Source organism: Xanthomonas sp. BRIP62409, from assembly GCF_003992965.1.
Lineage (GTDB): Bacteria > Pseudomonadota > Gammaproteobacteria > Xanthomonadales > Xanthomonadaceae > Xanthomonas > Xanthomonas euroxanthea.
Window position 1 is genome coordinate 94290 of record NZ_QEZJ01000012.1, and the last position, 25486, is coordinate 119775.

Genomic DNA, 25486 nt, shown 5'->3' on the forward strand with positions numbered 1-25486 from the left:
GCAGTGAAGCGTTGGTATGTCGTTCACGCCTATTCAGGCTTCGAAAAATCCGTTGCGCAGGCATTGCGCGACCGTATCGCGCGCACCGAAATGGAAGATCGCTTCGGCGACGTCCTGGTGCCGACCGAAGAAGTCATCGAAATGCGCGCCGGCCAGAAGCGCCGGTCCGAGCGCAAGTTCTTCCCCGGCTACGTGCTGGTGCAGATCGAGACCCACGAAGAAGCCGGTATTCCGCGCATCGACAATGAAAGCTGGCACCTGGTGAAGGAAACTTCCAAGGTGATGGGCTTCATCGGCGGCACCGCCGACCGTCCGTTGCCGATCCGCGACGAAGAGGCGGATGCGATCCTGCAGCGTGTGCAGGATGGCGTCGAGAAGCCGCGTCCGAAGGTGCTGTTCGAGCCGGGTCAGATGGTGCGCGTCACCGACGGTCCGTTCAACGACTTCAACGGCGTCGTGGAAGAAGTCAATTACGAGAAGAGCCGGTTGCGGGTTGCCGTGCTCATCTTCGGTCGCTCCACGCCGGTCGAGCTCGAGTTCGGTCAGGTCGAGAAGGGCTGAGGCCGGTTGGGCGCTGTCTAGGCGCCCGCCTCGAATGCTGCTATAGTGCGCGGCTCGCTCACCTGGCGAACCGCCGGGAATCAATGGCTGCCGCATGGCAGCCATCTGCGTGTGGTCAGAAACGTGAAGCCGGGACACGTGATTTCCCGGTCCGATGGGGAGCCTGCAGTCAAGGCGCTAGCACCCGGAGAGTATCGAAATGGCAAAGAAGATAACTGCTTACATCAAGTTGCAGGTCAAGGCCGGTCAGGCCAATCCTGCGCCGCCGGTCGGCCCTGCACTGGGTCAGCGCGGTCTGAACATCATGGAGTTCTGCAAGGCGTTCAATGCAGCGACCTCCAAGCTGGAGCCGGGTCTGCCGACGCCGGTGGTGATCACCGCGTATTCCGACCGTACCTTCACCTTCATCACCAAGAGCACCCCGGCCAGCGTGCTGCTCAAGAAGGCCGCAGGCGTGACCTCCGGTTCCAAGCGCCCCAACACCGACAAGGTGGGCAAGGTGACGCGCAAGCAGCTGGAAGAGATCGCCAAGGTCAAGGAAGCCGATTTGACGGCGGCCGAGCTGGAAGCGGCAGTGCGCACGATTGCGGGTTCTGCCCGCAGCATGGGTTTGACGGTGGAGGGCTAAGACATGGCACAGAGCAAGCGCGTTAAGGCCATTGCGGCCGCTGTCGTTCCGGGCAAGACCTATGCCTTCGAAGACGCAATCAAGATCCTGAAGACCGTTGCCAAGGCCAAGTTCGTCGAGTCGATCGACGTTGCCGTGCGCCTGGGCGTGGACGCCAAGAAGTCCGACCAGCAGGTGCGCGGTTCGACCGTGCTGCCGGCCGGTACCGGCAAGAGCGTGCGCGTTGCGGTGTTCGCACCGGCCGGCGCCAAGGCTGACGAAGCCCTGGCCGCTGGTGCCGAGGCGGTGGGCATGGACGACCTGGCCGAGAAGATGCAGGCCGGCGACCTGAGCTACGACGTGGTCATCGCGACCCCGGACGCGATGCGCGTCGTCGGTAAGCTCGGCACCCTGCTGGGCCCGCGTGGCCTGATGCCGAACCCGAAGGTCGGCACCGTGTCGGCCAACCCGGGCGAAGCGGTCAAGAATGCCAAGTCGGGTCAGGTGCGTTACCGCACCGACAAGGCCGGCATCATCCACTGCACCATCGGCAAGGCCAGCTTCGATGACGAAGCGCTGAAGTCGAACCTGCAGGCACTGCTGGTCGATCTGATCAAGGCCAAGCCGGCCACCTCCAAGGGTACCTACCTGCAGAAGGTGTCGGTCAGCTCGACGATGGGTCCTGGCGTGACGGTCGACCAGTCGAGCCTTGCACTGAAGTGAGTTGAGGGGTCGGGCCTGTCATGGGCCTGACCCGTCGATGGAGTACAGCATTGTTTTTCCGGCCCGGGTCACCGTGTGCTGGGAGTCCGTTCCCTCCTTTGGGGTAACGGACATTTTGAAGGCGATCGCCGGCTTGTCCGGCGGTAGCCGTCAAAGACCGCAGGCGCGGTCAGCGCAGATCGACGACGGGCACGGATGCTCGCACTGGCAAGGAGTCGCCGTCGATGCAGCGGGATCGCTTAATCAGGTTCGCAAGAGCCGGCCGGCGTAGATGGTGTCGCCCTTCTGGAGCTTTCTGGTTTACGCGCGTCTGGGACATCCCGGATCGAGCCCACTCCAGGTCTAGAACGGCCACCAAAGGAACATCGGTCGATGTTCCCGGCTTCCAGGAAGGAGGCTGCCCTGGACCGCAACCGGCAGGAGCCGCGAGCGGAGTAGTTTGAAGCGGGGATTAGGGATTCGGCATTGGGGATTTGCAGGAGCGGCTTCATGGCTTTCGACGAATCACCAAGCACCAATCACCCATCCCGGCTTTAACGGAGGAGTGCAATGGCTCTCAATCTGTCTCAGAAGCAAGAAGTAGTCGCCGAGCTGGCAGACATCGCCGCCAAGGCTCACTCCTTGATCGCCGCCGAATACGCTGGCATCACGGTCTCCCAGATGACCGCGATGCGCAAGCAGGCCCGCGAAACCGGTGTGTTCTTGAAAGTTGTCAAGAACACTCTGGCTGCGCGCGCCGTTGAAGGTACCGAGTTCGCTGTCGTCGCTGACAAGCTGGTCGGTCCTTTGCTGTACGCGTTTTCGATGGAGGAGCCCGGCGCTGCCGGTCGCCTGATCAAGGAATTCGCCAAGGGCAACGACAAGTTGCAGGCCAAGGTCGTGTCCATCGGCGGGGAACTGTTCCCGGCTGGCCACGTCGACGTGTTGGCTTCGCTGCCGACCCGCGACCAGGCCCTGGCCATGCTGGCCCGCGTGCTGTCCGAACCGGCTGCCATGTTTGCCCGTGCCGTCAAGGCCGTGGGCGACAAGCAGGGTGGTGGCGACGAAGCCGCCGCGCCGGTCGCCGAGACTGCCGAAGCTTGATGTCCTAGCGTTCGCTAGAACCCCAATCCAGAAAATCATTTAAAGGTAATTACAATGTCCCTTACCAACGAACAGATCGTCGACGCCATCGCCGAGAAGTCCCTGATGGAAGTGATGGAGCTGGTCAAGGCCATCGAAGAGAAGTTCGGCGTCTCCGCCGCCGCTCCGGTCGCTGCTGCTGCAGCTGGCCCGGCCGCCGTGGTCGAAGAGCAGACCGAGTTCAACGTGGTGCTGACCAACTGTGGCGCCAACAAGGTCGGCGTCATCAAGGCCGTCCGCGCCGTGACCGGCCTGGGTCTGAAGGAAGCCAAGGACCTGACCGAAGCCGGTGGCATGCTGAAGGAAGGCGCTTCGAAGGACGAAGCCGAGAAGATCAAGAAGGAACTGACCGAAGCTGGCGCGACTGTCGAAATCAAGTAAGCAGTACCTTGCATCGCCAGCGTTTCATGGTGATGCACTGAAGGCTGGGAGCGTAAAGCTCCCGGCCTTTGGCCGTTGATGGAAGGCCGGGATTTGAGAGTCGGCATTCGGGATTCGAAGGCAATCTTCGCGTATTCCCAATCTCGTCATCCCCAATCCCTGCTTCACCGAGTTGGTAGTTGGAAGTAGCGGGAGAAGGCGTGCTGGTGCCGGCAATACCAGCGACTTCCAACTGACAATTTTGTTATTTCAGGGCCGCCGCGACGCGGCCCCCGCAGCCTAGGGTGAAGACTCATGACGTCTTATTCGTTCACCGAAAAAAAGCGTATCCGCAAGGACTTCGGCAAGCAGCGCTCGATTCTCGAAGTGCCGTTCCTGCTTGCGATCCAGGTGGATTCCTACCGCGAATTCCTGCAGGAAGACGTGGAGCCGACCAAGCGTAAGGACCTCGGTCTGCACGCGGCACTGAAGTCGGTGTTCCCGATTTCCAGCTACAGCGGCAACGCCGCGCTGGAATACGTCGGCTACAAGTTGGGTCAGCCGGTGTTTGACGAGCGTGAATGCCGTCAGCGCGGCATGAGCTATGGCGCGCCGCTGCGCGTGACCGTGCGTCTGGTGATCTACGACCGCGAGTCGTCGACCAAGGCCATCAAGTACGTGAAGGAGCAGGAGGTCTATCTTGGCGAAATCCCGCTGATGACCGACAACGGCACCTTCATCGTCAACGGCACCGAGCGCGTCATCGTCTCGCAGCTGCACCGCTCGCCGGGTGTGTTCTTCGACCACGACCGTGGCAAGACCCACAGCTCTGGCAAGCTGCTGTACAGCGCCCGCATCATTCCGTACCGCGGTTCCTGGCTGGACTTCGAGTTCGACCCGAAGGATGCGCTGTTCACCCGTATCGACCGTCGCCGCAAGCTGCCGGTGTCGATCCTGCTGCGTGCGCTTGGCTACAGCAACGAAGAGATGCTGGCCGAGTTCTTCGAGATCAACACCTTCCACATCAACCCGGACGAAGGCGTGCAGCTGGAGTTGGTGCCGGAGCGTCTGCGTGGTGAAACGCTGAACTTCGACCTGGCCGATGGCGACAAGGTCATCGTGGAAGCGGGCAAGCGCATCACCGCCCGTCACGTCAAGCAGCTCGAAGCCGCCGGCGTTGCCGCGCTGGCCGTGCCGGACGACTATCTGCTCACCCGCATCCTGTCGCACGACGTGGTCGATGGCTCGACCGGCGAACTGCTGGCCAATGCCAACGACGAGATCACCGAAGACCAGCTGGCGGCCTTCCGCAAGGCCGGCGTCGATGCGGTCGGCACCCTGTGGGTGAACGATCTGGACCGCGGTCCGTACCTGTCCAACACCCTTCGCATCGATCCGACCAAGACCCAGCTCGAAGCGCTGGTCGAGATCTACCGCATGATGCGCCCGGGCGAGCCGCCGACCAAGGAAGCCGCTCAGAACCTGTTCCACAACCTGTTCTTCACCTTCGAGCGTTACGACCTGTCCACGGTTGGCCGCATGAAGTTCAACCGTCGCGTCGGCCGCAAGGACGTGCTGGGCGAGTCGGTGCTGTACGACAAGAAGTACTTTGCCGAGCGCAACGACGAAGAATCCAAGCGCCTGGTCGCCGAGCACACCGACACCTCCGACATCCTGGAAGTGATCAAGGTGCTCACCGAGATCCGTAACGGTCGCGGCGTGGTCGATGACATCGATCACCTGGGCAACCGTCGCGTGCGTTCGGTCGGCGAAATGGCCGAGAACGTGTTCCGCGTGGGCCTGGTCCGCGTCGAGCGCGCGGTCAAGGAACGCCTGTCGATGGCTGAGTCCGAGGGTCTGACCCCGCAGGAACTGATCAACGCCAAGCCGGTGGCTGCGGCGATCAAGGAGTTCTTCGGCTCCTCGCAGCTGTCGCAGTTCATGGACCAGAACAACCCGCTGTCGGAAGTGACGCACAAGCGTCGCGTCTCCGCACTGGGCCCGGGCGGTTTGACCCGCGAGCGCGCCGGCTTCGAAGTGCGCGACGTGCATCCGACCCATTACGGCCGCGTCTGCACCATCGAAACTCCGGAAGGCCCGAACATCGGCCTGATCAACTCGCTGGCCGTGTTCGCCCGCACCAACCAGTACGGCTTCCTCGAGACGCCGTACCGCAAGGTGCTGGACGGCAAGGTCTCCGACGACGTCGAATACCTGTCGGCGATCGAAGAGAACGAGTACGTGATCGCCCAGGCGAACGCGCTGACCGATGCCAAGAACATGCTCACCGAGCAGTTCGTGCCGTGCCGGTTCCAGGGCGAGTCGCTGCTGAAGCCGCCGGCCGAAGTGCACTTCATGGACGTCTCGCCGATGCAGACCGTGTCGGTCGCCGCGGCGCTGGTGCCGTTCCTGGAGCACGATGACGCCAACCGCGCACTGATGGGCGCCAACATGCAGCGCCAGGCCGTGCCGACGCTGCGTTCGCAGAAGCCGCTGGTTGGTACCGGCATCGAGCGTGCGGTTGCGCGCGACTCGGGCGTGACCGTCAATGCCTTGCGTGGTGGCGTGATCGAGCAGATCGACGCGGCCCGCATCGTGGTCAAGGTCAACGAGGCGGAAATCGGCGGCGGCACCGATGCCGGCGTGGATATCTACAACCTGATCAAGTACACCCGCTCCAACCAGAACACCTGCATCAACCAGCGTCCGCTGGTGAACGTGGGTGACGTGATCGCGCGCGGCGACGTGCTGGCCGACGGCCCGTCCACCGACATCGGTGAACTGGCGCTGGGCCAGAACATGCTGATCGCGTTCATGCCGTGGAACGGCTACAACTTCGAAGACTCCATCCTGCTCTCCGAGCGCGTGGTGGAAGAGGATCGTTACACCACGATCCACATCGAGGAACTGACCTGCGTTGCACGCGACACCAAGCTGGGGCCGGAGGAAATTTCCGCCGACATCCCGAACGTGTCCGAGCAGGCGCTGAACCGTCTGGACGAGAGCGGCGTGGTGTACATCGGTGCGGAAGTGCGCGCCGGCGACATCATGGTCGGCAAGGTCACGCCGAAGGGCGAGAGCCAGCTGACCCCGGAAGAAAAGCTGCTGCGTGCGATCTTCGGTGAGAAGGCGTCCGACGTGAAGGACAGCTCGCTGCGCGTGCCCCCGGGCATGGACGGCACCGTCATCGACGTGCAGGTCTTCACCCGCGACGGCATCGAGAAGGACAAGCGTGCGCGTCAGATCGAAGAGTCCGAGATCAAGCGCGTCAAGAAGGATTTCGACGACCAGTTCCGCATCCTGGAAGCAGCCATCTACGCACGTCTGCGTTCGCAGATCGTGGGCAAGGTTGCCAACGGCGGTCCGAACCTGAAGAAGGGCGACAACGTCACCGACGCGTATCTGGACGGACTGAAGAAGTCCGATTGGTTCCAGCTGCGCATGAAGGACGAAGACGCCGCCGACGCCATCGAGCGCGCACAGAAACAGATCCAGGCGCACGAGAAGGAATTCGAGGCACGCTTTGCCGACAAGCGCGGCAAGATCACCCAGGGCGATGACCTCGCACCGGGCGTGCTGAAGATGGTCAAAGTGTTCCTGGCAGTGAAGCGCCGCATCCAGCCGGGCGACAAGATGGCAGGCCGCCACGGCAACAAGGGTGTGGTCTCCAATGTCGTGCCGGTCGAGGACATGCCGTACATGGCCACCGGCGAGCCGGTCGACATCGTGCTGAATCCGCTCGGCGTGCCGTCGCGTATGAACATCGGCCAGATTCTGGAAGTGCATCTGGGCTGGGCTGCCAAGGGCCTGGGTCGCAAGATCCAGCGCATGCTGGAAGCCCAGGCGGCGGTCAGCGAGCTGCGCAAGTTCCTGGACGACATCTACAACCACGACAGCGCGATCAATGCACAGCGCGTGGACCTGTCGCAGTTCAGCGATGAGGAATTGCTCAACCTGGGCAAGAACCTGATCGATGGCGTGCCGATGGCCACCCCGGTGTTCGACGGCGCCAGCGAAGCGGAAATCAAGCGCATGCTGGAACTGGCCGAGCTGCCGCAGAGCGGTCAGACCCAGCTGTACGACGGTCGTACCGGCGAAGCGTTCGATCGCAAGACCACGGTCGGCTACATGCACTACCTGAAGTTGAACCACCTGGTCGACGACAAGATGCATGCGCGCTCGACCGGTCCGTACTCGCTCGTCACCCAGCAGCCGCTGGGCGGCAAGGCGCAGTTCGGTGGTCAGCGCTTCGGTGAGATGGAAGTCTGGGCGCTGGAAGCCTACGGCGCGGCCTACACCCTGCAGGAAATGCTGACGGTGAAGTCCGACGACGTGCAGGGCCGCAACCAGATGTACAAGAACATCGTCGATGGTGAGCACGAGATGGTCGCGGGCATGCCGGAATCCTTCAACGTGTTGGTGAAGGAAATCCGCTCGCTGGCGATCAACATGGAACTGGAAGAGTGATCGCGCCGGATCCCGGTGCCGCAACGCGGTGCCGGGATCTGGAACGTAAGTCCCTCGGTTTCATCTCAGATACGAAATTCCTCCGACCCGGAGATATCAAATGAAAGACCTGCTCAACCTCTTCAATCAACAGCGCCAGACGCTGGATTTCGACGCGATCAAGATCGCGCTGGCATCGCCGGACCTGATCCGTTCGTGGTCCTACGGCGAAGTGAAGAAGCCCGAAACCATCAACTACCGGACCTTCAAGCCCGAGCGTGACGGCCTGTTCTGCGCCGCTATCTTCGGACCGATCAAGGACTACGAGTGCCTGTGCGGCAAGTACAAGCGCATGAAGCACCGCGGTGTGGTCTGCGAAAAGTGCGGCACCGAAGTCACCCTGGCCAAGGTGCGTCGCGAGCGCATGGGTCACATCGACCTGGCCTCGCCGGTCGCGCACATCTGGTTCCTCAAGTCGCTGCCCTCGCGCATCGGCCTGATGCTGGACATGACCCTGCGTGACATCGAGCGCGTGCTGTACTTCGAAGCCTACGTGGTCACCGAGCCGGGCCTGACCCCGCTCGAGCGCCGCCAGCTGCTGACCGAAGAGCAGTACCTGACCGCACGCCAGGAGTACAACGACGACTTCGACGCCGCCATGGGCGCCGAGGCCGTGTACGAATTGCTGCGCACGATCGACCTGCAGTCGGAAATGACCCGCCTGCGCGAGGAAATCGCCAGCACCGGTTCGGAAACCAAGCTCAAGCGCCTCACCAAGCGCATCAAGCTGATCGAAGCCTTCCTGGAATCGGGCAACCGTCCGGAGTGGATGGTCATGACCGTGCTGCCGGTGCTGCCGCCGGACTTGCGTCCGCTGGTGCCGCTGGATGGCGGCCGCTTCGCGACCTCGGATCTGAACGATCTGTACCGCCGCGTGATCAACCGCAACAACCGTCTGCGTCGTCTGCTCGAGCTCAATGCGCCGGACATCATCGTGCGCAACGAGAAGCGCATGCTGCAGGAATCGGTCGATGCGCTGCTGGACAACGGCCGTCGCGGCCGTGCCATCACCGGCACCAACAAGCGTCCGCTGAAGTCGCTGGCCGACATGATCAAAGGCAAGCAGGGCCGGTTCCGTCAGAACCTGCTCGGCAAGCGCGTGGACTACTCCGGTCGTTCGGTCATCACCGTCGGTCCGTACCTCAAGCTGCACCAGTGCGGCCTGCCGAAGAAGATGGCGCTGGAGCTGTTCAAGCCGTTCGTGTTCGCCAAGCTGCAGCGTCGCGGCCTGGCCACCACCATCAAGGCCGCCAAGAAGCTGGTCGAGCGCGAAGAAGCCGAAGTCTGGGACATCCTGGAAGAAGTGATCCGCGAGCATCCGGTGCTGCTGAACCGTGCGCCGACCCTGCACCGCCTGGGCATCCAGGCGTTCGAGCCGGTGTTGATCGAAGGCAAGGCCATCCAGCTGCATCCGCTGGTGTGTACTGCGTTCAACGCCGACTTCGACGGTGACCAGATGGCCGTCCACGTGCCGCTCTCGCTGGAAGCCCAGCTGGAAGCGCGTGCGCTGATGATGTCCACCAACAACATCCTGTCGCCGGCCAACGGCGAGCCGATCATCGTGCCGTCGCAGGACGTGGTGTTGGGCCTGTACTACATGAGCCGCGCCCTGGAGAACAAGAAGGGCGAAGGCATGGTGTTCGCCAACACCAGCGAAGTGAAGCGCGCCTACGACAACCGCGTGGTGGAACTGCACGCCAAGGTCAAGGTCCGCATCACCCAGGTGGACGTGGAAGCCGACGGCAAGCGCAGCAGCGGCACCTCGATCGTGGACACCACGGTCGGTCGTGCGCTGCTGAGCGAAATCCTGCCCGAAGGCCTGCCGTTCCAGCTGGCCAACACCGAGATGACCAAGAAGAACATCTCGCGTCTGATCAACTCCAGCTACCGTCTGCTGGGCTTGAAGGACACCGTCGTGTTCGCCGACAAGCTGATGTACACCGGCTATGCCTACGCAACCCGCGCAGGCGTGTCGATCGGCATCGACGACATGCTGATCCCGGACGAGAAGAAGGGCATCCTCACCGAGGCCGAAGCCGAAGTGCTGGAGATCCAGGAACAGTACCAGTCCGGTCTGGTCACCGCCGGCGAGCGCTACAACAAGGTCGTGGACATCTGGTCGCGCACCAGCGAGCGCATCGCCAAGGCGATGATGGACACCATCGGTACCGAGAAGGTCGAAAATGCCAAGGGCGAAACCATCGACCAGAAGTCGATGAACTCGCTGTACATCATGGCCGACTCCGGTGCGCGTGGTAGCCAGGCGCAGATCCGTCAGCTGGCCGGCATGCGCGGCCTGATGGCGCGTCCGGATGGCTCGATCATCGAGACGCCGATCAAGGCGAACTTCCGCGAAGGCCTGAACGTGCAGGAGTACTTCAACTCCACCCACGGTGCCCGTAAGGGTCTGGCCGATACCGCGCTCAAGACCGCGAACTCGGGGTATCTGACCCGTCGTCTGGTCGACGTGGCGCAGGACGTGGTGATCACCGAGGTCGATTGCGGCACCACCGAAGGGTTGATCATGACCCCGATCGTGGAAGGCGGCGACGTGGTGGAACCGTTGCGCGAGCGCGTGCTGGGCCGTGTGGTGGCCGAGGACGTGTACCTGCCGGGCAACGACGAAGAGCCGATCGTCACCCGCAACACGCTGCTGGACGAAGCCTGGGTTGCCAAGCTGGAAGACGCCAGCGTGCAGTCGGTGAAGGTGCGTTCGACCATCAGCTGCGAATCCTCGTTCGGCGTGTGCGCACGCTGCTACGGTCGCGATCTCGCCCGCGGTCACCAGGTCAACATCGGTGAGGCGGTCGGCGTCATTGCGGCGCAGTCGATCGGTGAGCCGGGTACCCAGCTGACCATGCGTACGTTCCACATCGGTGGTGCGGCATCGCGTGCGGCGGCGGTGGACAACATCACCGTCAAGACCACCGGCTCGGTGAAGTTCAACAACCTGAAGTCTGTGGCGCACGCCAGCGGCGCGCTGGTCGCTGTCTCGCGTTCGGGCGAACTGTCCGTGCTCGACGGCCATGGCCGCGAGCGCGAGCGTTACAAGCTGCCGTACGGTGCCACCATCACCGCCAAGGATGGTGATGCGGTCAAGGCCGGGCAGGGCGTGGCGAACTGGGATCCGCATAATCACCCGATCGTGTCGGAAGTGGCCGGTTTCATCCGCTTCATCGACTTCGTCGACGGCGTCACCGTCATCGAGAAGACCGACGAACTGACCGGTCTGGCCTCGCGCGAAATCACCGACCCGAAGCGTCGCGGTGCACATGCCAAGGAGCTGCGCCCGATCGTGCGCATCGTCGACGGCAAGGGCAATGACCTGACGATCCCGAATACGGATCTGCCGGCGCAGTACCTGTTGCCGCCGCGCTCCATCGTCAACCTGCAGGACGGCGCCGCCGTCGGCGTGGGCGACGTGGTCGCCAAGATCCCGCAGGAAGCGTCCAAGACCCGCGACATCACCGGTGGTCTGCCGCGCGTTGCCGACCTGTTCGAAGCGCGCAAGCCGAAGGATCCGGCGATCCTGGCCGAGCGCTCGGGCATCATCAGCTTCGGTAAGGACACCAAGGGCAAGCAGCGCCTGATCATCAAGGACACCGATGGGTCGGAACACGAAGAGCTGATTCCCAAGTACCGCCAGATCATCGTGTTCGAAGGCGAGCATGTGACCAAGGGCGAGACCGTGGTGGACGGCGAGCCGAGCCCGCAGGACATCCTGCGTCTGCTGGGTGTCGAGCCGCTGGCCGCGTATCTGGTCAAGGAAATCCAGGACGTGTATCGCCTGCAGGGCGTGAAGATCAACGACAAGCACATCGAGGTGATCACCCGCCAGATGCTGCGCAAGGTCGAGATCACCGACCAGGGCACCAGCAAGTTCCTCAACGGCGAGCAGGTCGAGCGCCAGCGCGTCATCGAGGAAAATGCCCGCCTGGTCAAGCGCAACGAGCTGCCGGCCAAGTACGATCCGGTGCTGCTGGGTATCACCAAGGCCTCGTTGGCCACCGAGTCGTTCATCTCGGCGGCCTCGTTCCAGGAGACCACCCGCGTGTTGACCGAGGCTGCCGTGCGCGGCACCCGCGACAACCTGCGCGGTCTGAAGGAAAACGTGATCGTGGGTCGTCTGATCCCGGCCGGTACCGGTCTGGCGTATCACGCCGGACGCCGCAAGTCGTCGGGTCTGACCGACTCGGAAATGGAAACGCTGTCGGGCAAGCCGACGGTTGCCGAACCGGTCGCAGCCGTGGCCGACGCTGGCGCGGACGAGGAGTAAGCGCTCCGACGGCGGTCGCAAGATCGCCGTAAGCCAAGCGAAAAGGAGGGCAGGAGGCCCTCCGTTTTCCGGCCTTTGGATGGGCCAGCAGGGTTAGATTTCCGTGAAGTTGACGGAGTTTCGTCCTGCCAGCTATACTTCCCTGTCTCGGCGGGCCGTTTTTCGGCCTGCCTTTGTTTTCGTGCAAGGCCGTCTCGGCCTCTCAATCAGAAGAATCAACTGATGACGACGATCAATCAGCTGGTCCGCAAGCCTCGGCAAGCGACCACCTACAAGAGTGCCTCTCCGGCACTGGACAAGTGTCCGCAGCGCCGTGGCGTCTGCACACGCGTCTATACCACTACCCCGAAGAAGCCGAACTCGGCCCTGCGTAAGGTTGCCAAGGTGCGCCTGACGAACCAGGAAGAGGTCATCAGCTACATCGGTGGTGAAGGCCACAACCTGCAGGAGCACTCCGTGGTCCTGATTCGCGGTGGCCGCGTCAAGGATCTTCCCGGTGTGCGTTATCACACCGTCCGTGGTTCGCTGGACGCCGCCGGCGTCGCAAAGCGCCGTCAAGGTCGTTCCAAGTACGGCGCCAAGCGCCCGAAGAGCTAAGGAAACACTCCAATGTCCCGTAAAGGTTCTACTCCGCAGCGCACCGTCCTGCCTGATCCAAAGCATGGCAGCGAAACCATTGCCCGCTTCATCAATATGGTGATGCAAAGTGGCAAGAAGTCGGTTGCTGAGAAAATTGTCTATGGCGCGATGGACGTCATTGGCGAAAAGAATCCGAATGCCGTCGAGCTGGTGCAGAAAGCACTGGACAACGTGGCCCCGGCTGTCGAAGTTAAATCGCGTCGCGTCGGTGGTGCTACCTATCAGGTGCCCGTCGAAGTGCGCTCCTCCCGTCGCATGGCGCTGGCAATGCGCTGGTTGATCGATTCCGCGCGCAAGCGTGGCGAGAACACCATGCCGCGCAAGCTGGCTGCAGAACTGTTGGACGCCTCGGAAAGCCGTGGCGGCGCGATCAAGAAGCGCGAAGAGACGCACCGTATGGCGGAGGCGAACAAGGCGTTCGCACATTACCGCTGGTGACCTCGTGGGCCTTGGTAACGGGGCCCTTCAGCACCATCTGAGTGCTGTTTGCGACGCCTTTGGCGTCGCATCCAATCCGAAGGCCGCCGAAAGGCGGCGTTCGGCCATCCGAAATCCAAGAAATTGAGAGGCTCCCCGTGGCCCGCACCACCCCTATCGAGCGTTACCGCAACTTCGGCATCATGGCCCACATCGATGCCGGCAAGACCACCACCTCCGAGCGCATCCTGTTCTACACCGGTGTCAGTCACAAGATCGGCGAAGTCCATGACGGCGCTGCAGTGATGGACTGGATGGAGCAGGAGCAGGAGCGTGGTATCACCATCACCTCCGCTGCAACCACTGCATTCTGGTCGGGCATGGACAAGTCCATGCCGCAGCACCGCTTCAACATCATCGATACCCCCGGGCACGTCGACTTCACCATCGAAGTGGAGCGCTCCTTGCGCGTGCTCGACGGTGCGGTGTTCGTGCTGTGCGCCGTTGGTGGCGTGCAGCCGCAGTCCGAGACCGTGTGGCGCCAGGCCAACAAGTATTCCGTGCCGCGCATGGCCTTCGTCAACAAGATGGACCGTACCGGTGCCAACTTCGACAAGGTCGTCGAGCAGTTGAAGGCCCGTCTGGGTGCCTACGCCGTGCCGATGCAGGTGCCGATCGGCGCCGAAGACGGCTTCGAGGGCGTGGTCGACCTGCTCAAGATGAAGGCGATCCATTGGGATACCGCATCGCAGGGCACCACCTTCGAATACCGCGACATCCCGGCCGACCTGGTCGAGATCGCGACCGAGGCGCGTTCGTTCATGGTCGAGGCGGCTGCCGAAGCCAGCGAAGACCTGATGGACAAGTACCTCAACGAGGGCGACCTGAGTGAAGAGGAGATCCTGGTGGGTCTGCGCGAGCGCACCCTGAAGGTCGAAATCGTGCCGGTGTTCTGCGGCTCGGCGTTCAAGAACAAGGGCGTGCAGGCCATGCTCGACGGCGTCGTGCACCTGCTGCCGTCGCCGGCCGACCGTCCGCCGGTCCAGGGTATCGACGAGGACGAGAAGGAAGACACCCGTCCTGCCACCGATACCGCGCCGTTCTCGGCGTTGGCGTTCAAGATCATGACCGACCCGTTCGTGGGCTCGCTGACGTTCTTCCGTGTCTACTCGGGCACGTTGAACTCCGGCGACCAGGTCTACAACCCGGTCAAGTCGAAGAAAGAGCGCGTGGGCCGCATCCTGCAGATGCACTCCAACAATCGCGAAGAGATCAAGGAAGTGCGCGCTGGTGACATCGCCGCTGCCGTGGGTCTGAAGGACGTCACCACCGGCGACACGCTGTGTGCGCAGGACAAGGTCATTACCCTGGAGCGCATGGTGTTCCCGGAGCCGGTGATCTCGATGGCGGTGGAGCCCAAGACCAAGTCGGACCAGGAAAAGATGGGCATGGCCCTGGGCCGTCTGGCGCAGGAAGATCCCTCGTTCCGCGTCAAGACCGACGAAGAATCTGGCCAGACCATCATCTCGGGCATGGGCGAGTTGCACCTGGACATCATCGTCGACCGTATGCGTCGCGAGTTCAATGTCGAGGCCAACGTCGGCAAACCGCAGGTGGCCTACCGCGAAACGATCCGCAAGTCCGACGTCAAGTCCGACTACAAGCACGCCAAGCAGTCCGGTGGTAAGGGTCAGTACGGTCACGTGGTGATCGAGCTGTCGCCGATGACCGAGGAAGATCGCAAGAGCGACAACGTCAAGGATGATTTCCTCTTCATCAACGACATCACCGGCGGCATCATCCCGAAGGAATTCATCCCCTCGGTCGAAAAGGGTCTGCGCGAGACGATCACCAGTGGTCCGATCGCCGGCTTCCCGGTGGTGGGTGTGAAGGTCAAGCTGGTGTTCGGCTCGTACCACGACGTCGACTCCTCGGAAATGGCGTTCAAGCTGGCCGCGTCGATGGCGTTCAAGCAGGGCTTTGCGAAAGCCAGCCCGGTGTTGCTGGAGCCGATCATGAAGGTCGAGATCGTCAGCCCGGAGGATTACCTGGGTGACGTGATGGGCGACGTGAGCCGCCGTCGTGGCGTGCTGCAGGGTCAGGACGACAGCCCGTCGGGCAAGATCATCAACGCGATGATTCCGCTGGGCGAGATGTTCGGTTATGCGACCTCGCTGCGCTCGATGAGCCAGGGCCGTGCGACGTTCTCGATGGAATTCGACCACTACGAAGAGGCACCGGCCAACATCGCCGACGCCGTCACCAAGAAGGGCTGAGTTCGCTCAGCCGCTTCTCACAAATTTTTCAATTAGAGGTAGTTAGTCATGGCAAAAGCTAAATTTGAGCGCACCAAGCCGCACGTGAACGTCGGCACCATCGGTCACGTCGACCATGGCAAGACCACGTTGACAGCCGCGCTGACCAAGATCGGTGCTGAGCGTTTCGGTGGCGAGTTCAAGGCGTACGACGCGATCGACGCGGCGCCGGAAGAGAAGGCGCGCGGCATCACGATTTCGACCGCACACGTCGAATACGAATCCCCGACCCGTCACTACGCGCACGTCGATTGCCCCGGCCACGCCGACTACGTCAAGAACATGATCACCGGTGCGGCGCAGATGGATGGCGCGATCCTGGTGTGTTCGGCCGCCGACGGCCCGATGCCGCAGACCCGCGAGCACATCCTGCTCTCGCGTCAGGTCGGTGTGCCGCACATCGTCGTGTTCCTGAACAAGGCTGACATGGTCGACGACGCCGAGCTGCTCGAGCTGGTCGAGATGGAAGTGCGCGAGCTGCTCAGCAAGTACGACTTCCCGGGCGATGACACGCCGATCATCCACGGTTCGGCGCGTCTGGCGCTGGACGGCGACCAGAGCGACATCGGTGTGCCGGCGATCCTGAAGCTGGTCGAGGCGCTGGATTCGTTCATTCCGGAGCCGACCCGCGACGTCGACCGTCCGTTCCTGATGCCGGTCGAAGACGTGTTCTCGATCTCCGGCCGCGGCACCGTGGTGACCGGTCGTATCGAACGCGGCATCATCAAGGTTGGCGACGAAATCGAAATCGTCGGTATCCGTGACACCCAGAAGACCACCGTCACCGGCGTGGAAATGTTCCGCAAGCTGCTGGACCAGGGTCAGGCGGGCGACAACGCCGGTCTGCTGCTGCGCGGCACCAAGCGTGACGACGTCGAGCGTGGCCAGGTGCTGTGCAAGCCGGGTTCGATCAAGCCGCATACCGAGTTCGAAGCCGAAGTCTACGTGCTGTCGAAGGACGAGGGTGGCCGTCATACCCCGTTCTTCAAGGGTTACCGTCCGCAGTTCTACTTCCGCACCACCGACATCACTGGCGCCTGCCAGCTGCCGGAAGGCGTGGAGATGGTGATGCCGGGCGACAACGTGAAGATGGTCGTGACCCTGATCAATCCGGTCGCGATGGACGAAGGTCTGCGCTTCGCCATCCGTGAAGGCGGTCGTACCGTCGGCGCCGGCGTGGTTGCCAAGATCGTCAAGTAAGTCCTGCAATCCGGCGGCTTCGGTCGCTGGATCCGCGCGAACAAGGGTCGGCGCAAGCTGGCCCTTTTTCGTGGGCCGCGTCGGAGGCGCGCGCGTGGCCGGCGTCTTTATCGGGTAGGGCGCTTGCGCATGTAAAAGTGCCCCGCTATAATGCGCGGCTCGGTGTCCCTGGGTAGGGCGCTGAGTTACAGCGAAAAGAACGGCAGGATGCCGCTCGTGTTCGCCAGACCGGGAAGGTCGCGTTGCATGGAGCACTCAACAACTCACCTGTTGTTGACCGTGCTCTTGTTGCGCATTATACTTTTCCGTCTGGGCGGGCCGGTTTACCGGTCTGCCTCAGTTTTTGGGCGGAGGAAATGCCCTCGTCAGCAGGATGCATGGCGATTTCATCTACGTCAGGAATATCGGGGCAGGTATCCCAGAGGCCTTGCCCGTCGCTCTTTTAACGAAGGAAGCTTCCGTCATGTCGGAACAAAAGATCCGGATTCGGTTGAAGGCGTTCGATCATCGTTTGATCGACCGTTCGGCCAGCGAGATCGTCGAAACGGCTAAGCGGACCGGCGCGCAAGTGCGTGGCCCGATCCCGTTGCCGACCAAGATCGAACGTTACACCATCCTCGTATCCCCGCATGCCGACAAGGATGCGCGTGACCAGTACGAAACCCGCACGCACAAGCGTGTGCTCGATATCGTCGACCCGAACGACAAGACCGTGGACGCGCTGATGAAGCTCGAACTCGCGGCTGGCGTCGACGTTCAGATCAAGTTGACCTGAGGACTACGACCATGACGAAGAAATATTCGTTGGGCTTCGTAGGCCGCAAGGCTGGTATGAGCCGCGTCTTCACCGAAGACGGTCGCTCGGTACCGGTCACGCTGATCGAAGCAACTCCAAACCGCATCGCGCAGATCAAGACCGTCGAAGCTGACGGCTACAGCGCCGTGCAGATTACCGTTGGTGCCCGTCGTGCCGCGCTGGTCAACAAGCCGGCTGCTGGCCACTTCGCCAAGGCGAAGGTGGAAGCGGGTCGCGGCCTGTGGGAATTCCGCGTTGAAGATGCCCAGCTCGGCGATTTCGCCGTCGGCGGCGTAATCAAGGCGGACATCTTCGAGGTCGGCCAGAAGGTCGACGTCCAGGGCGTCACCAAGGGTAAGGGTTTCCAGGGCACCATCAAGCGCTACAACTTCCGTATGGGCGATGCAACTCACGGTAACTCGCTGTCGCATCGCGCGCCGGGTTCGTTGGGTCAGCGCCAGACCCCGGGTCGCGTTTTCCCGGGCAAGAAGATGTCGGGCCACATGGGCGCCGTGCAGCAAAGCACGCAGAACCTGGAAGTGGTCAAGGTCGACGTCGAGCGTGGTCTGATTGCTATCCGCGGCGCCGTGCCTGGCGCAGCTGGTGGCGACGTGATCGTCCGTCCGGCGAGCAAGGCATAAGGAGAGATGACGATGGAACTCGTTATCACGGGTAGCAACAACAAGGTCTCGGTCTCCGATGCCGTGTTCGGTCGCGAATTCAGCGAAGATCTGGTTCACCAGGTCGTCGTCGCTTATCGCAATGCCGGTCGCGCTGGTACCAAGGCACAGAAGACGCGTTCGGAAGTTGCGGGCACGACCAAGAAGTCGAAGAAGCAGAAGGGCGGCGGTGCGCGTCATGGCGCGCTGACGGCTCCGATCTTCGTCGGCGGCGGCGTGACCTTCGCGGCCAAGCCGCGCAGCTTCGAACAGAAAGTCAACCGCAAGATGTACCGTGCGGCCATCTGCGCGATCTTCTCTGAGCTTAATCGCCAGGGTCGCCTGATGATCGTCGATGCGTTCGACGTCGAAACCACCAAGACCCAGGGTCTGATCGAGAAGCTGAAGGGACTGGATGTGGGCAAGCGCCCGCTGATCGTCACCGAGGAAGCCTCCGAGCACCTGTATCTGTCCGCCCGCAATCTGCCGTATGTGCAGGTGCGTGATGTGCAGGGTCTGGATCCGGTCGCTCTGGTCGGGGCCGATACGGTCGTGATCACCGCCGATGCGGTCAAGAAGGTCGAGGAGTGGCTGGCATGAGCAGCAACGAAAAAATCTTCAGCGTGCTGCGTGCTCCGCGAGTCTCCGAAAAGACCGCGCGCCTGCAGGAAATCTCCAACCAGTATGTCTTCGAAGTTTCGAACGAAGCCACCAAGGCCGATGTAAAGGCCGCGGTCGAGCAGCTGTTCGACGTCAAGGTCAAAGCGGTCAACGTGGTCAACGTCAAGGGCAAGAGCAAGTCCTTCCGTAACCGTGCTGGCAGCCGTGGCAATTGGCGCAAGGCGTACGTCCGCCTGGTTGATGGTCAGTCCATCGACGTAACGGCCAAGGCCTGAGGTCCATCCCATGCCATTGATGAAGTTCAAACCCACCTCTCCCGGCCGTCGTTCCGCCGTGCGCGTGGTTACTCCCGATCTGCACAAGGGCGCACCGCACGCGGCGCTGCTCGATTCGCAGAGCAAGTCCGGTGGTCGTAACCACCATGGCCGCATCACCGTGCGTCACGTCGGTGGTGGTCATAAGCAGCACTACCGCATCATCGACTTCAAGCGCAACAAGGAAGGTATTCCGGCGCGTGTGGAGCGGATCGAATACGATCCGAACCGTACCGCTCATATCGCCCTGCTGTGCTATGTCGACGGCGAGCGTCGCTACATCATCGCCCCCAAGGGCTTGAAGGCTGGCGATCAGGTCCTTGCCGGTGCCAACGCACCGATCAAGACCGGCAACACGCTGCCGCTGCGCAACATCCCGGTCGGTACGACGGTCCACGGTATCGAGCTGAAGCCGGGTAAGGGCGCTCAGATCGCACGTGCTGCCGGTGCAGCCGTCCAGCTGGTCGCTCGCGAAGGCATCTATGCCACGCTGCGTCTGCGCTCGGGCGAAATGCGCAAGGTGCCGGTCGAGTGCCGCGCCACCATCGGCGAAGTCGGCAACGACGAGCACAACCTCGAGAAGCTGGGCAAGGCTGGCGCCAAGCGCTGGCGCGGCGTTCGCCCGACCGTTCGCGGTGCGGCCATGAACCCGGTCGATCACCCGCATGGTGGTGGTGAGGCCAAGGCTGGCCAGGGTAATCCGCATCCGGTCACCCCGTGGGGTGTTCCGACCAAGGGTTACAAGACGCGCAAGAACAAGCGCACCCAGCAATTCATCGTCCGCGATCGTAGGGGCTAATCGACCATGGCACGTTCACTCAAGAAGGGCCCGTTCGTCGATCACCACCTTGCAAAGAAGGTGGAGTCCGCTGCGGGTAGCAAGAAGCCGATCAAGACCTGGTCGCGCCGTTCGATGATCCTGCCGGAAATGGTAGGCATCACCATCGCCGTGCATAACGGCAAGAACCACATTCCGGTGCTCGTCAACGAGAATATGGTCGGCCACAAGCTCGGCGAATTTGCCGTCACCCGGACCTTCAAGGGTCACGGTGGCGACAAGAAGTCGAGCAGGTAAGGGAGAGATGACGATGGAAGCGAAAGCAATCCTGCGCACCGCGCGCATCTCCCCGCAGAAGGCCCGCCTGGTCGCTGACCAGGTGCGTGGTTTGTCCGCCGAACGTGCGGTCAATCTGCTGAAGTTCTCGGATAAAAAGGCTGCGCACCTGATCAAGAAGGTTGTGGAGTCGGCGATTGCCAATGCCGAGAACAATCAGGGCGCGGATGTCGACGAGCTGAAGGTTAAGACCATCATGGTTGATGAAGGTCCGTCCCTGAAGCGTTTCATGGCGCGGGCGAAAGGCCGCGGTACCCGCATCCTCAAGCGCACCAGTCACATCACTGTGATTGTCGGCGCCGCCAAGTAAGCGGAAAGGAAAAGACCATGGGTCATAAAGTTCATCCGACTGGAATTCGCCTTGGCATCGCCAAGGACTGGAATTCCAAGTGGTACGCAAACAAGGCCGACTTCGCCGCCTACCTGGCAGCCGACCTGAAAGTGCGTGAAATGCTGCGCAAGAAGCTCGCGCAGGCAGGTATCAGCAAGATCTTGATCGAGCGCCCTGCCAAAACCGCCCGCGTGACCATTCACACCGCCCGCCCGGGCGTGGTGATCGGCAAGCGTGGCGAGGACATCGAAAAGCTGCGCAAGGAAGTGAGCGCGATGATGGGTGTTCCTGCCCACATCAACGTCACCGAAGTGCGCAAGCCGGAGCTGGATGCGCAGCTGGTCGCAGAGTCGATCGCGCAGCAGCTTGAGCGTCGCATCATGTTCCGCCGTGCAATGAAGCGCTCGGTCGGCAACGCGATGCGCCTGGGTGCCCTGGGCATCAAGGTCAACGTGGCTGGCCGCCTCAACGGTGCAGAAATCGCCCGTTCGGAGTGGTACCGCGAAGGCCGCGTGCCGCTGCACACGCTACGTGCCGACATTGATTACGGTTTTGCCGAGGCGTCCACGACGTACGGCATCATCGGCATCAAGGTCTGGATCTATAAGGGTGAGGTCTTCGACTTCTCCCAGGTTGGCCAGGAGAAGCAGGACGACAGCCCGCGCAACGATCGTAACGATCGCGGCGACCGTGGTGACCGTCCTTCGCGCCCGGCTCGTGAAGCGAGGTAACGGCAATGTTGCAACCCAAGCGAACCAAATACCGCAAGATGCACAAGGGCCGTAACGACGGCCTGGCATGGAGCGGAAACGCCGTCAGCTTCGGCGAGTACGGCCTCAAGGCAACCGCGCACGGTCAGCTGACCGCGCGTCAGATTGAAGCAGCACGTCGTACGATCAGCCGCCACGTCAAGAAGGGCGGCAAGATGTGGATCCGTGTGTTCCCCGACAAGCCGATCACCAAGAAGCCGATCGAAGTCCGCATGGGCTCCGGTAAGGGCAACGTGGAGTACTGGGTCGCGCAGATTCAGCCGGGCCGCATGATCTATGAAATCGAGGGGATTCCCGAAGATATCGCTCGTGAGGCGTTCCGCCTTGCCGCCGCGAAATTGTCGGTGACCACCACTTTCGTGACCCGGACGGTGCGCTGATGGATATCAAACAACTCCGCGAGAAGTCGGCTGACGAACTGAAGGCCCACCTGACCGATCTGCGTAAGGAGCAGTTCTCGCTCCGTATGCAGCAGGTCACCGGCCAGCTGCCGAAGACCCACGATACCCGCCGGGTGCGCCGCGAGATTGCTCGCGTCAAGTACCTGCTCGGCAGCACCAAGTAAGGACGGCCGCGATGAGCGACAACAACGAAAAGCAAACGCTGCGCACGGTCGAAGGCCGTGTCGTCAGCAACAAGATGGACAAGACGGTCACCGTGTTGGTGGAGCGCCAGGTCAAGCACCCGTTGTACGGTAAGTACATCAAGCGCTCGTCCAAGCTCCACGCACACGACGCCGACAATGCCTGCAACGAAGGCGACGTCGTGCGTGTGACCGAGATTGCTCCAATGTCCAAGACCAAGAACTGGCGGGTGGTCGAAATCGTCACCCGTTCGGCCGAATAAGGGAGATCTGAATCATGATCCAGATGCAGAGCTACCTCGATGTCGCCGACAATTCGGGTGCCAAGGAAGTGATGTGCATCAAGGTGCTGGGCGGCTCCAAGCGCCGCTACGCACACATTGGCGACATCATCAAGGTGACCGTCAAGGACGCCATTCCGCGTGGCAAGGTCAAGAAGGGCGAAGTCTACGACGCCGTCGTGGTGCGTACCCGCAAGGGTGTGCGCCGTCCCGACGGTTCGCTGATCCGCTTCGATGGCAACGCCGCTGTGCTGTTGAACAATAAGCAGGAGCCGATCGGGACCCGCATCTTCGGGCCGGTGACGCGCGAGCTGCGTTCCGAGAAGTTCATGAAGATCGTCTCGCTCGCTCCCGAAGTGCTGTGAGCGGAGGACATATACATGGCTAACCGTATCAAGAAGGGCGACCAGGTCGTCATCAACACCGGCAAGGACAAGGGTAAGCAGGGTGAAGTTGTGCGTGTGGACGGCGATCGCGTGATCGTCTCCAATGCCAACGTCATCAAGCGCCACACCAAGCCGAACCCGCAGGCGGGTGTCGCCGGCGGCGTGGTCGAGCGTGAAGCGTCGATCCATATCTCCAACGTCAATATCGTCAACCCGGCAACGGGCAAGGGCGAGCGCGTTGGCTTCAAGGTGCTGGAGGATGGACGCAAATTGCGTGTGTTCCGCTCCAGCGGTGAGGCGCTCGACGCCTGAGGAATGCGATCATGAACACTCGTCTCGAAAAGTTTTACAAGGAAAACGTGGTGCCGGCCCTGATGAAGGAATTCGGCTACACCAATCCGATGGAAGTGCCGAAGCTGGTCAAGGTCACGCTCAACATGGGCGTGGGCGAGGCGGCTACCAACAAGAAGATTCTGGAAAATGCGGTCGCCGACATGTCCAAGATCTCCGGCCAGAAGCCGGTGGTCACCAAGTCGCGCGTTTCGGTCGCATCGTTCAAGATTCGTGACGGTTGGCCGATCGGCTGCAAGACCACCTTGCGTCGCGCCAAGATGTACGAGTTTCTGGATCGTCTGATCAACATCTCGCTGCCGCGCGTGCGCGACTTCCGTGGTGTTTCCGGTCGCTCCTTTGACGGTCGTGGCAACTTCAACATGGGTGTGAAGGAACAGATCATCTTCCCGGAAATCGACTTCGACGCCGTCGACGCGATTCGCGGTATGGATATCGCCATCACCACCACCGCCAAGACGGATGCGGAAGCGAAGGCGCTGCTGGCAGCGTTCAAGTTCCCGTTCCGTAACTGACCGTCGAGGACATCCGAAATGGCAAAGACCTCCATGATCCACCGCGACATCAAGCGTGCAAAGCTGGCGAAGAAATTCGCCGGCAAGCGTGATGCGCTGAAGAAGATCCTCTCCAGTCAGGATGCGTCCTACGAAGAGAAGATCGATGCGTCGACCAAGTTGCAGAAGCTGCCGCGCGATTCGTCGCCGAGCCGCCACCGCAACCGTTGCGAGCTGTCCGGCCGTCCGCGCGGTGTCTACCGCAAGTTCGGTCTGGGTCGCAACATGCTGCGCAAGGCCACGATGAACGGTGACGTTCCGGGCCTGCGCAAGGCAAGCTGGTAACAGCATTGCCGGCCGTTTGCGGCCGGCTTGAACAGGATCGTTCTGTTCAACAGGGGAGTCCGACGCAAGTCGGGCTCTTTTGTCGTATACTTCCGCTTCTGTCTTGCCCGCGTGGGCGCGGCATGGCGTAAAGGGTCCTGGCCCATCCCCAGGAAAACACAAGATTTTCGCGAAAGCGGATATCGGTGCACTCAAAGGTACTCATATGAGCATGACTGATCCCATCGCCGACCTGCTGGTACGCATCAAGAATGCGGCCGCGGTTGGTAAGCAGACGGTGAAATTGCCGTCGTCCAAGATCAAGGTTGCGATCGCCCAGGTCCTGAAGGACGAGGGTTACATCACCGACCTGCGCGTGACAGCGACCGAGAACAACAAGTCGGAGCTGGAAATCGTGCTGAAGTATTTCGAAGGCCGTCCGGTCATCGAGACCCTGAAGCGTTTCTCGCGCTCGGGTCTGCGCCAGTACCGCGGCAAGACCGAGCTGCCCAAGGTCCTGGGTGGCCTGGGTATCGCCATCATCTCCACGTCGAAGGGCATCATGACCGATGCGCAGGCTCGCGAAGCCGGCGTTGGTGGTGAAGTCCTGTGCTTCGTGGCCTAAGGGAAGGAATCGATCATGTCCCGTGTAGCCAAGAAGCCTGTTTCCCTTCCGAAGGGTGTTGAACTCAACGTCCAGCCCGAGCTGGTCAGCGTCAAGGGCCCGAAGGGCACCCTGACCCTGCCGAAGCCGACTGGCGTCGAAATCGCCATCGACGGCGACGTTGCCACGCTGTCGGCCAATGACCCGTCGCAGATCGCCATCACCGGTACCGTGCGCGCCATCCTGGCCAACATGGTCAAGGGTGTGTCCGAAGGCTTCGAGCGCAAGCTCGAGCTGGTCGGCGTCGGTTACCGCGCCGCCATGCAGGGCAAGGATCTGAGCCTGGCGCTCGGTTTCTCGCATCCGCTGGTGTTCGTGGCGCCGGAAGGCATCACGCTGTCGACCCCGACCCAGACCGAGATCGTGGTCCAGGGCGCCGACAAGCAGCGCGTCGGCGAAGTCGCCGCCAAGATTCGCGGTTTCCGTCCGCCGGAGCCCTACAAGGGCAAGGGTGTGAAGTACGCCGGTGAAGTCATCATTCGCAAGGAAGCCAAGAAGGCGTAACGCAGGTCCCTCTGCTAGGAGCCCGGCCATCCATGGCCGGACTTTTCGATGCAAAAGCCTGCTTCCTTCAGCTTCCGTAGGATAAATATCATGAGCATCAACAAGAACATCGCCCGTCTGCGTCGCGCCAAGTCCACCCGTTCGCACATCCGTGAGCTGGGCGTCGCTCGCCTGTCGGTGCTGCGCACCGGCCAGCATCTGTATGCGCAGGTCTTCACCGCCGACGGTTCCAAGGTGATCGCCGCGGCGAACACCCTGCAGGCCGACGTCAAGGAAGGCCTGAAGAACGGCAAGAACAGCGATGCGGCCGTCAAGGTCGGCAAGCTGATCGCCGAGCGCGCCAAGGCTGCGGGCATCGAGAAGGTCGCGTTCGACCGCTCGGGCTACCGCTACCATGGCCGTATCAAGGCGCTGGCCGATGCAGCTCGCGAAGGCGGCCTGCAGTTCTAAGCACTGCTGCGGACGTGGCCACCGGTCACGTCCGCGATACCGCCGGCAGGGAGATGCCGGACCGTCCCGTTCTTTTGCAACGGAGCCGGGAACACCGCGTGACTTCACAACCATAAGC

Annotated in this window: 29 protein-coding genes; all 29 read left to right on the forward strand. The window is 62.0% G+C overall.

Translation table 11 applies throughout. The features are described 5' to 3' along the window. The first annotated feature begins 3 nt into the window (after positions 1-3). The 29 genes from nusG (at position 4) to rplR (ending at position 25368) form a co-directional block, all read left to right on the forward strand. Positions 4-561 (forward strand): transcription termination/antitermination protein NusG, encoded by a 558-nt coding sequence (gene nusG / locus EO170_RS02790; RefSeq protein ID WP_016900683.1) that lies wholly within the window; start codon positions 4-6, stop codon positions 559-561. A 199-nt stretch (positions 562-760) separates the two neighbouring features. Further along, a complete protein-coding gene (rplK, locus tag EO170_RS02795) occupies positions 761-1189 on the forward strand; it encodes a 50S ribosomal protein L11 (RefSeq protein ID WP_016900682.1) in 429 nt (142 codons plus the stop codon). A 3-nt stretch (positions 1190-1192) separates the two neighbouring features. Then, entirely contained in the window at positions 1193-1891 is a 699-nt protein-coding gene (rplA, locus tag EO170_RS02800) for a 50S ribosomal protein L1 (protein ID WP_104582263.1), read from the forward strand. A 549-nt stretch (positions 1892-2440) separates the two neighbouring features. Then, positions 2441-2974 carry a 50S ribosomal protein L10 gene (gene rplJ, locus EO170_RS02805; RefSeq protein ID WP_104582264.1) on the forward strand — a complete coding sequence of 178 codons (534 nt, stop codon included), beginning with the start codon at positions 2441-2443 and terminating at the stop codon, positions 2972-2974. A gap of 54 nt (positions 2975-3028) precedes the next feature. Then, a complete protein-coding gene (rplL, locus tag EO170_RS02810) occupies positions 3029-3394 on the forward strand; it encodes a 50S ribosomal protein L7/L12 (protein ID WP_008574194.1) in 366 nt (121 codons plus the stop codon). 294 nt (positions 3395-3688) lie between these two features. Then, complete coding sequence (rpoB, locus tag EO170_RS02815; RefSeq protein ID WP_104535790.1) at positions 3689-7840, forward strand: DNA-directed RNA polymerase subunit beta; 4152 nt, start codon at positions 3689-3691, stop codon at positions 7838-7840. A gap of 100 nt (positions 7841-7940) precedes the next feature. Next, the gene (rpoC, locus tag EO170_RS02820; RefSeq protein WP_104582265.1) at positions 7941-12155 is read left to right on the forward strand and encodes a DNA-directed RNA polymerase subunit beta'; all 4215 of its coding nucleotides are present in this window, start codon (positions 7941-7943) and stop codon (positions 12153-12155) included. A 222-nt stretch (positions 12156-12377) separates the two neighbouring features. Beyond that, positions 12378-12752, forward strand: a complete 375-nt coding sequence (gene rpsL / locus EO170_RS02825) for a 30S ribosomal protein S12 (RefSeq protein WP_002811712.1) — start codon at positions 12378-12380, stop codon at positions 12750-12752. A 12-nt stretch (positions 12753-12764) separates the two neighbouring features. After that, on the forward strand, positions 12765-13232 hold the full coding sequence (gene rpsG / locus EO170_RS02830; protein ID WP_005993356.1) for a 30S ribosomal protein S7: 468 nt from the start codon (positions 12765-12767) through the stop codon (positions 13230-13232). A 137-nt stretch (positions 13233-13369) separates the two neighbouring features. Next, complete coding sequence (gene fusA / locus EO170_RS02835; RefSeq protein WP_046345811.1) at positions 13370-15487, forward strand: elongation factor G; 2118 nt, start codon at positions 13370-13372, stop codon at positions 15485-15487. 48 nt (positions 15488-15535) lie between these two features. After that, on the forward strand, positions 15536-16726 hold the full coding sequence (tuf, locus tag EO170_RS02840; protein WP_104582262.1) for an elongation factor Tu: 1191 nt from the start codon (positions 15536-15538) through the stop codon (positions 16724-16726). Between the two features lie 463 nt (positions 16727-17189). Further along, positions 17190-17501, forward strand: a complete 312-nt coding sequence (gene rpsJ, locus EO170_RS02845) for a 30S ribosomal protein S10 (RefSeq protein WP_003486723.1) — start codon at positions 17190-17192, stop codon at positions 17499-17501. An 11-nt stretch (positions 17502-17512) separates the two neighbouring features. After that, a complete protein-coding gene (gene rplC / locus EO170_RS02850) occupies positions 17513-18163 on the forward strand; it encodes a 50S ribosomal protein L3 (protein ID WP_126942371.1) in 651 nt (216 codons plus the stop codon). Between the two features lie 12 nt (positions 18164-18175). Continuing rightward, positions 18176-18781 (forward strand): 50S ribosomal protein L4, encoded by a 606-nt coding sequence (gene rplD / locus EO170_RS02855; protein WP_016900669.1) that lies wholly within the window; start codon positions 18176-18178, stop codon positions 18779-18781. Further along, a complete protein-coding gene (gene rplW / locus EO170_RS02860) occupies positions 18778-19077 on the forward strand; it encodes a 50S ribosomal protein L23 (protein WP_002811694.1) in 300 nt (99 codons plus the stop codon). Before rplD ends, rplW begins: the two co-directional genes overlap by 4 nt. Before the next feature lie 10 nt (positions 19078-19087). Further along, positions 19088-19915, forward strand: a complete 828-nt coding sequence (gene rplB / locus EO170_RS02865) for a 50S ribosomal protein L2 (protein ID WP_126942373.1) — start codon at positions 19088-19090, stop codon at positions 19913-19915. 6 nt (positions 19916-19921) lie between these two features. Beyond that, on the forward strand, positions 19922-20191 hold the full coding sequence (gene rpsS, locus EO170_RS02870; RefSeq protein ID WP_005993369.1) for a 30S ribosomal protein S19: 270 nt from the start codon (positions 19922-19924) through the stop codon (positions 20189-20191). 13 nt (positions 20192-20204) lie between these two features. Further along, positions 20205-20540 (forward strand): 50S ribosomal protein L22, encoded by a 336-nt coding sequence (rplV, locus tag EO170_RS02875; protein WP_002811686.1) that lies wholly within the window; start codon positions 20205-20207, stop codon positions 20538-20540. A gap of 17 nt (positions 20541-20557) precedes the next feature. After that, the gene (gene rpsC, locus EO170_RS02880; protein WP_102252623.1) at positions 20558-21292 is read left to right on the forward strand and encodes a 30S ribosomal protein S3; all 735 of its coding nucleotides are present in this window, start codon (positions 20558-20560) and stop codon (positions 21290-21292) included. 5 nt (positions 21293-21297) lie between these two features. Next, complete coding sequence (rplP, locus tag EO170_RS02885; protein ID WP_011036127.1) at positions 21298-21711, forward strand: 50S ribosomal protein L16; 414 nt, start codon at positions 21298-21300, stop codon at positions 21709-21711. Then, positions 21711-21896 (forward strand): 50S ribosomal protein L29, encoded by a 186-nt coding sequence (gene rpmC / locus EO170_RS02890; protein WP_006450638.1) that lies wholly within the window; start codon positions 21711-21713, stop codon positions 21894-21896. Before rplP ends, rpmC begins: the two co-directional genes overlap by 1 nt. A gap of 11 nt (positions 21897-21907) precedes the next feature. Then, positions 21908-22177: a 30S ribosomal protein S17 gene (rpsQ, locus tag EO170_RS02895; RefSeq protein ID WP_102252624.1), complete on the forward strand. Its 270-nt coding sequence runs from the start codon at positions 21908-21910 to the stop codon at positions 22175-22177. A 14-nt stretch (positions 22178-22191) separates the two neighbouring features. Next, positions 22192-22560 (forward strand): 50S ribosomal protein L14, encoded by a 369-nt coding sequence (gene rplN, locus EO170_RS02900; RefSeq protein ID WP_003486699.1) that lies wholly within the window; start codon positions 22192-22194, stop codon positions 22558-22560. A 15-nt stretch (positions 22561-22575) separates the two neighbouring features. Further along, entirely contained in the window at positions 22576-22893 is a 318-nt protein-coding gene (gene rplX / locus EO170_RS02905; RefSeq protein ID WP_003486696.1) for a 50S ribosomal protein L24, read from the forward strand. Positions 22894-22904: 11 nt separating this feature from the next. Continuing rightward, entirely contained in the window at positions 22905-23447 is a 543-nt protein-coding gene (gene rplE, locus EO170_RS02910) for a 50S ribosomal protein L5 (protein ID WP_010371090.1), read from the forward strand. A gap of 18 nt (positions 23448-23465) precedes the next feature. Continuing rightward, the gene (rpsN, locus tag EO170_RS02915; protein WP_005917137.1) at positions 23466-23771 is read left to right on the forward strand and encodes a 30S ribosomal protein S14; all 306 of its coding nucleotides are present in this window, start codon (positions 23466-23468) and stop codon (positions 23769-23771) included. Positions 23772-23976: 205 nt separating this feature from the next. Then, positions 23977-24375 (forward strand): 30S ribosomal protein S8, encoded by a 399-nt coding sequence (gene rpsH, locus EO170_RS02920; RefSeq protein ID WP_010371096.1) that lies wholly within the window; start codon positions 23977-23979, stop codon positions 24373-24375. Positions 24376-24390: 15 nt separating this feature from the next. Then, a complete protein-coding gene (gene rplF, locus EO170_RS02925) occupies positions 24391-24918 on the forward strand; it encodes a 50S ribosomal protein L6 (protein ID WP_104608441.1) in 528 nt (175 codons plus the stop codon). A gap of 90 nt (positions 24919-25008) precedes the next feature. Continuing rightward, positions 25009-25368: a 50S ribosomal protein L18 gene (rplR, locus tag EO170_RS02930; protein WP_016900655.1), complete on the forward strand. Its 360-nt coding sequence runs from the start codon at positions 25009-25011 to the stop codon at positions 25366-25368. Positions 25369-25486: the final 118 nt, after the last annotated feature.

What these genes read in the sequence shown, in the direction of transcription:
- rplK (WP_016900682.1), top strand. Translation starts at nt 761, where the DNA reads ATGGCAAAGAAGATAACTGCTTACATCAAGTTGCAGGTCAAGGCCGGT.
- rplA (WP_104582263.1), top strand. Translation starts at nt 1,193, where the DNA reads ATGGCACAGAGCAAGCGCGTTAAGGCCATTGCGGCCGCTGTCGTTCCG.
- rplJ (WP_104582264.1), top strand. Translation starts at nt 2,441, where the DNA reads ATGGCTCTCAATCTGTCTCAGAAGCAAGAAGTAGTCGCCGAGCTGGCA.
- rplL (WP_008574194.1), top strand. Translation starts at nt 3,029, where the DNA reads ATGTCCCTTACCAACGAACAGATCGTCGACGCCATCGCCGAGAAGTCC.
- rpoB (WP_104535790.1), top strand. Translation starts at nt 3,689, where the DNA reads ATGACGTCTTATTCGTTCACCGAAAAAAAGCGTATCCGCAAGGACTTC.
- rpoC (WP_104582265.1), top strand. Translation starts at nt 7,941, where the DNA reads ATGAAAGACCTGCTCAACCTCTTCAATCAACAGCGCCAGACGCTGGAT.
- rpsL (WP_002811712.1), top strand. Translation starts at nt 12,378, where the DNA reads ATGACGACGATCAATCAGCTGGTCCGCAAGCCTCGGCAAGCGACCACC.
- rpsG (WP_005993356.1), top strand. Translation starts at nt 12,765, where the DNA reads ATGTCCCGTAAAGGTTCTACTCCGCAGCGCACCGTCCTGCCTGATCCA.
- tuf (WP_104582262.1), top strand. Translation starts at nt 15,536, where the DNA reads ATGGCAAAAGCTAAATTTGAGCGCACCAAGCCGCACGTGAACGTCGGC.
- rpsJ (WP_003486723.1), top strand. Translation starts at nt 17,190, where the DNA reads ATGTCGGAACAAAAGATCCGGATTCGGTTGAAGGCGTTCGATCATCGT.
- rplC (WP_126942371.1), top strand. Translation starts at nt 17,513, where the DNA reads ATGACGAAGAAATATTCGTTGGGCTTCGTAGGCCGCAAGGCTGGTATG.
- rplD (WP_016900669.1), top strand. Translation starts at nt 18,176, where the DNA reads ATGGAACTCGTTATCACGGGTAGCAACAACAAGGTCTCGGTCTCCGAT.
- rplW (WP_002811694.1), top strand. Translation starts at nt 18,778, where the DNA reads ATGAGCAGCAACGAAAAAATCTTCAGCGTGCTGCGTGCTCCGCGAGTC.
- rplB (WP_126942373.1), top strand. Translation starts at nt 19,088, where the DNA reads ATGCCATTGATGAAGTTCAAACCCACCTCTCCCGGCCGTCGTTCCGCC.
- rpsS (WP_005993369.1), top strand. Translation starts at nt 19,922, where the DNA reads ATGGCACGTTCACTCAAGAAGGGCCCGTTCGTCGATCACCACCTTGCA.
- rplV (WP_002811686.1), top strand. Translation starts at nt 20,205, where the DNA reads ATGGAAGCGAAAGCAATCCTGCGCACCGCGCGCATCTCCCCGCAGAAG.
- rpsC (WP_102252623.1), top strand. Translation starts at nt 20,558, where the DNA reads ATGGGTCATAAAGTTCATCCGACTGGAATTCGCCTTGGCATCGCCAAG.
- rplP (WP_011036127.1), top strand. Translation starts at nt 21,298, where the DNA reads ATGTTGCAACCCAAGCGAACCAAATACCGCAAGATGCACAAGGGCCGT.
- rpmC (WP_006450638.1), top strand. Translation starts at nt 21,711, where the DNA reads ATGGATATCAAACAACTCCGCGAGAAGTCGGCTGACGAACTGAAGGCC.
- rpsQ (WP_102252624.1), top strand. Translation starts at nt 21,908, where the DNA reads ATGAGCGACAACAACGAAAAGCAAACGCTGCGCACGGTCGAAGGCCGT.
- rplN (WP_003486699.1), top strand. Translation starts at nt 22,192, where the DNA reads ATGATCCAGATGCAGAGCTACCTCGATGTCGCCGACAATTCGGGTGCC.
- rplX (WP_003486696.1), top strand. Translation starts at nt 22,576, where the DNA reads ATGGCTAACCGTATCAAGAAGGGCGACCAGGTCGTCATCAACACCGGC.
- rplE (WP_010371090.1), top strand. Translation starts at nt 22,905, where the DNA reads ATGAACACTCGTCTCGAAAAGTTTTACAAGGAAAACGTGGTGCCGGCC.
- rpsN (WP_005917137.1), top strand. Translation starts at nt 23,466, where the DNA reads ATGGCAAAGACCTCCATGATCCACCGCGACATCAAGCGTGCAAAGCTG.
- rpsH (WP_010371096.1), top strand. Translation starts at nt 23,977, where the DNA reads ATGAGCATGACTGATCCCATCGCCGACCTGCTGGTACGCATCAAGAAT.
- rplF (WP_104608441.1), top strand. Translation starts at nt 24,391, where the DNA reads ATGTCCCGTGTAGCCAAGAAGCCTGTTTCCCTTCCGAAGGGTGTTGAA.
- rplR (WP_016900655.1), top strand. Translation starts at nt 25,009, where the DNA reads ATGAGCATCAACAAGAACATCGCCCGTCTGCGTCGCGCCAAGTCCACC.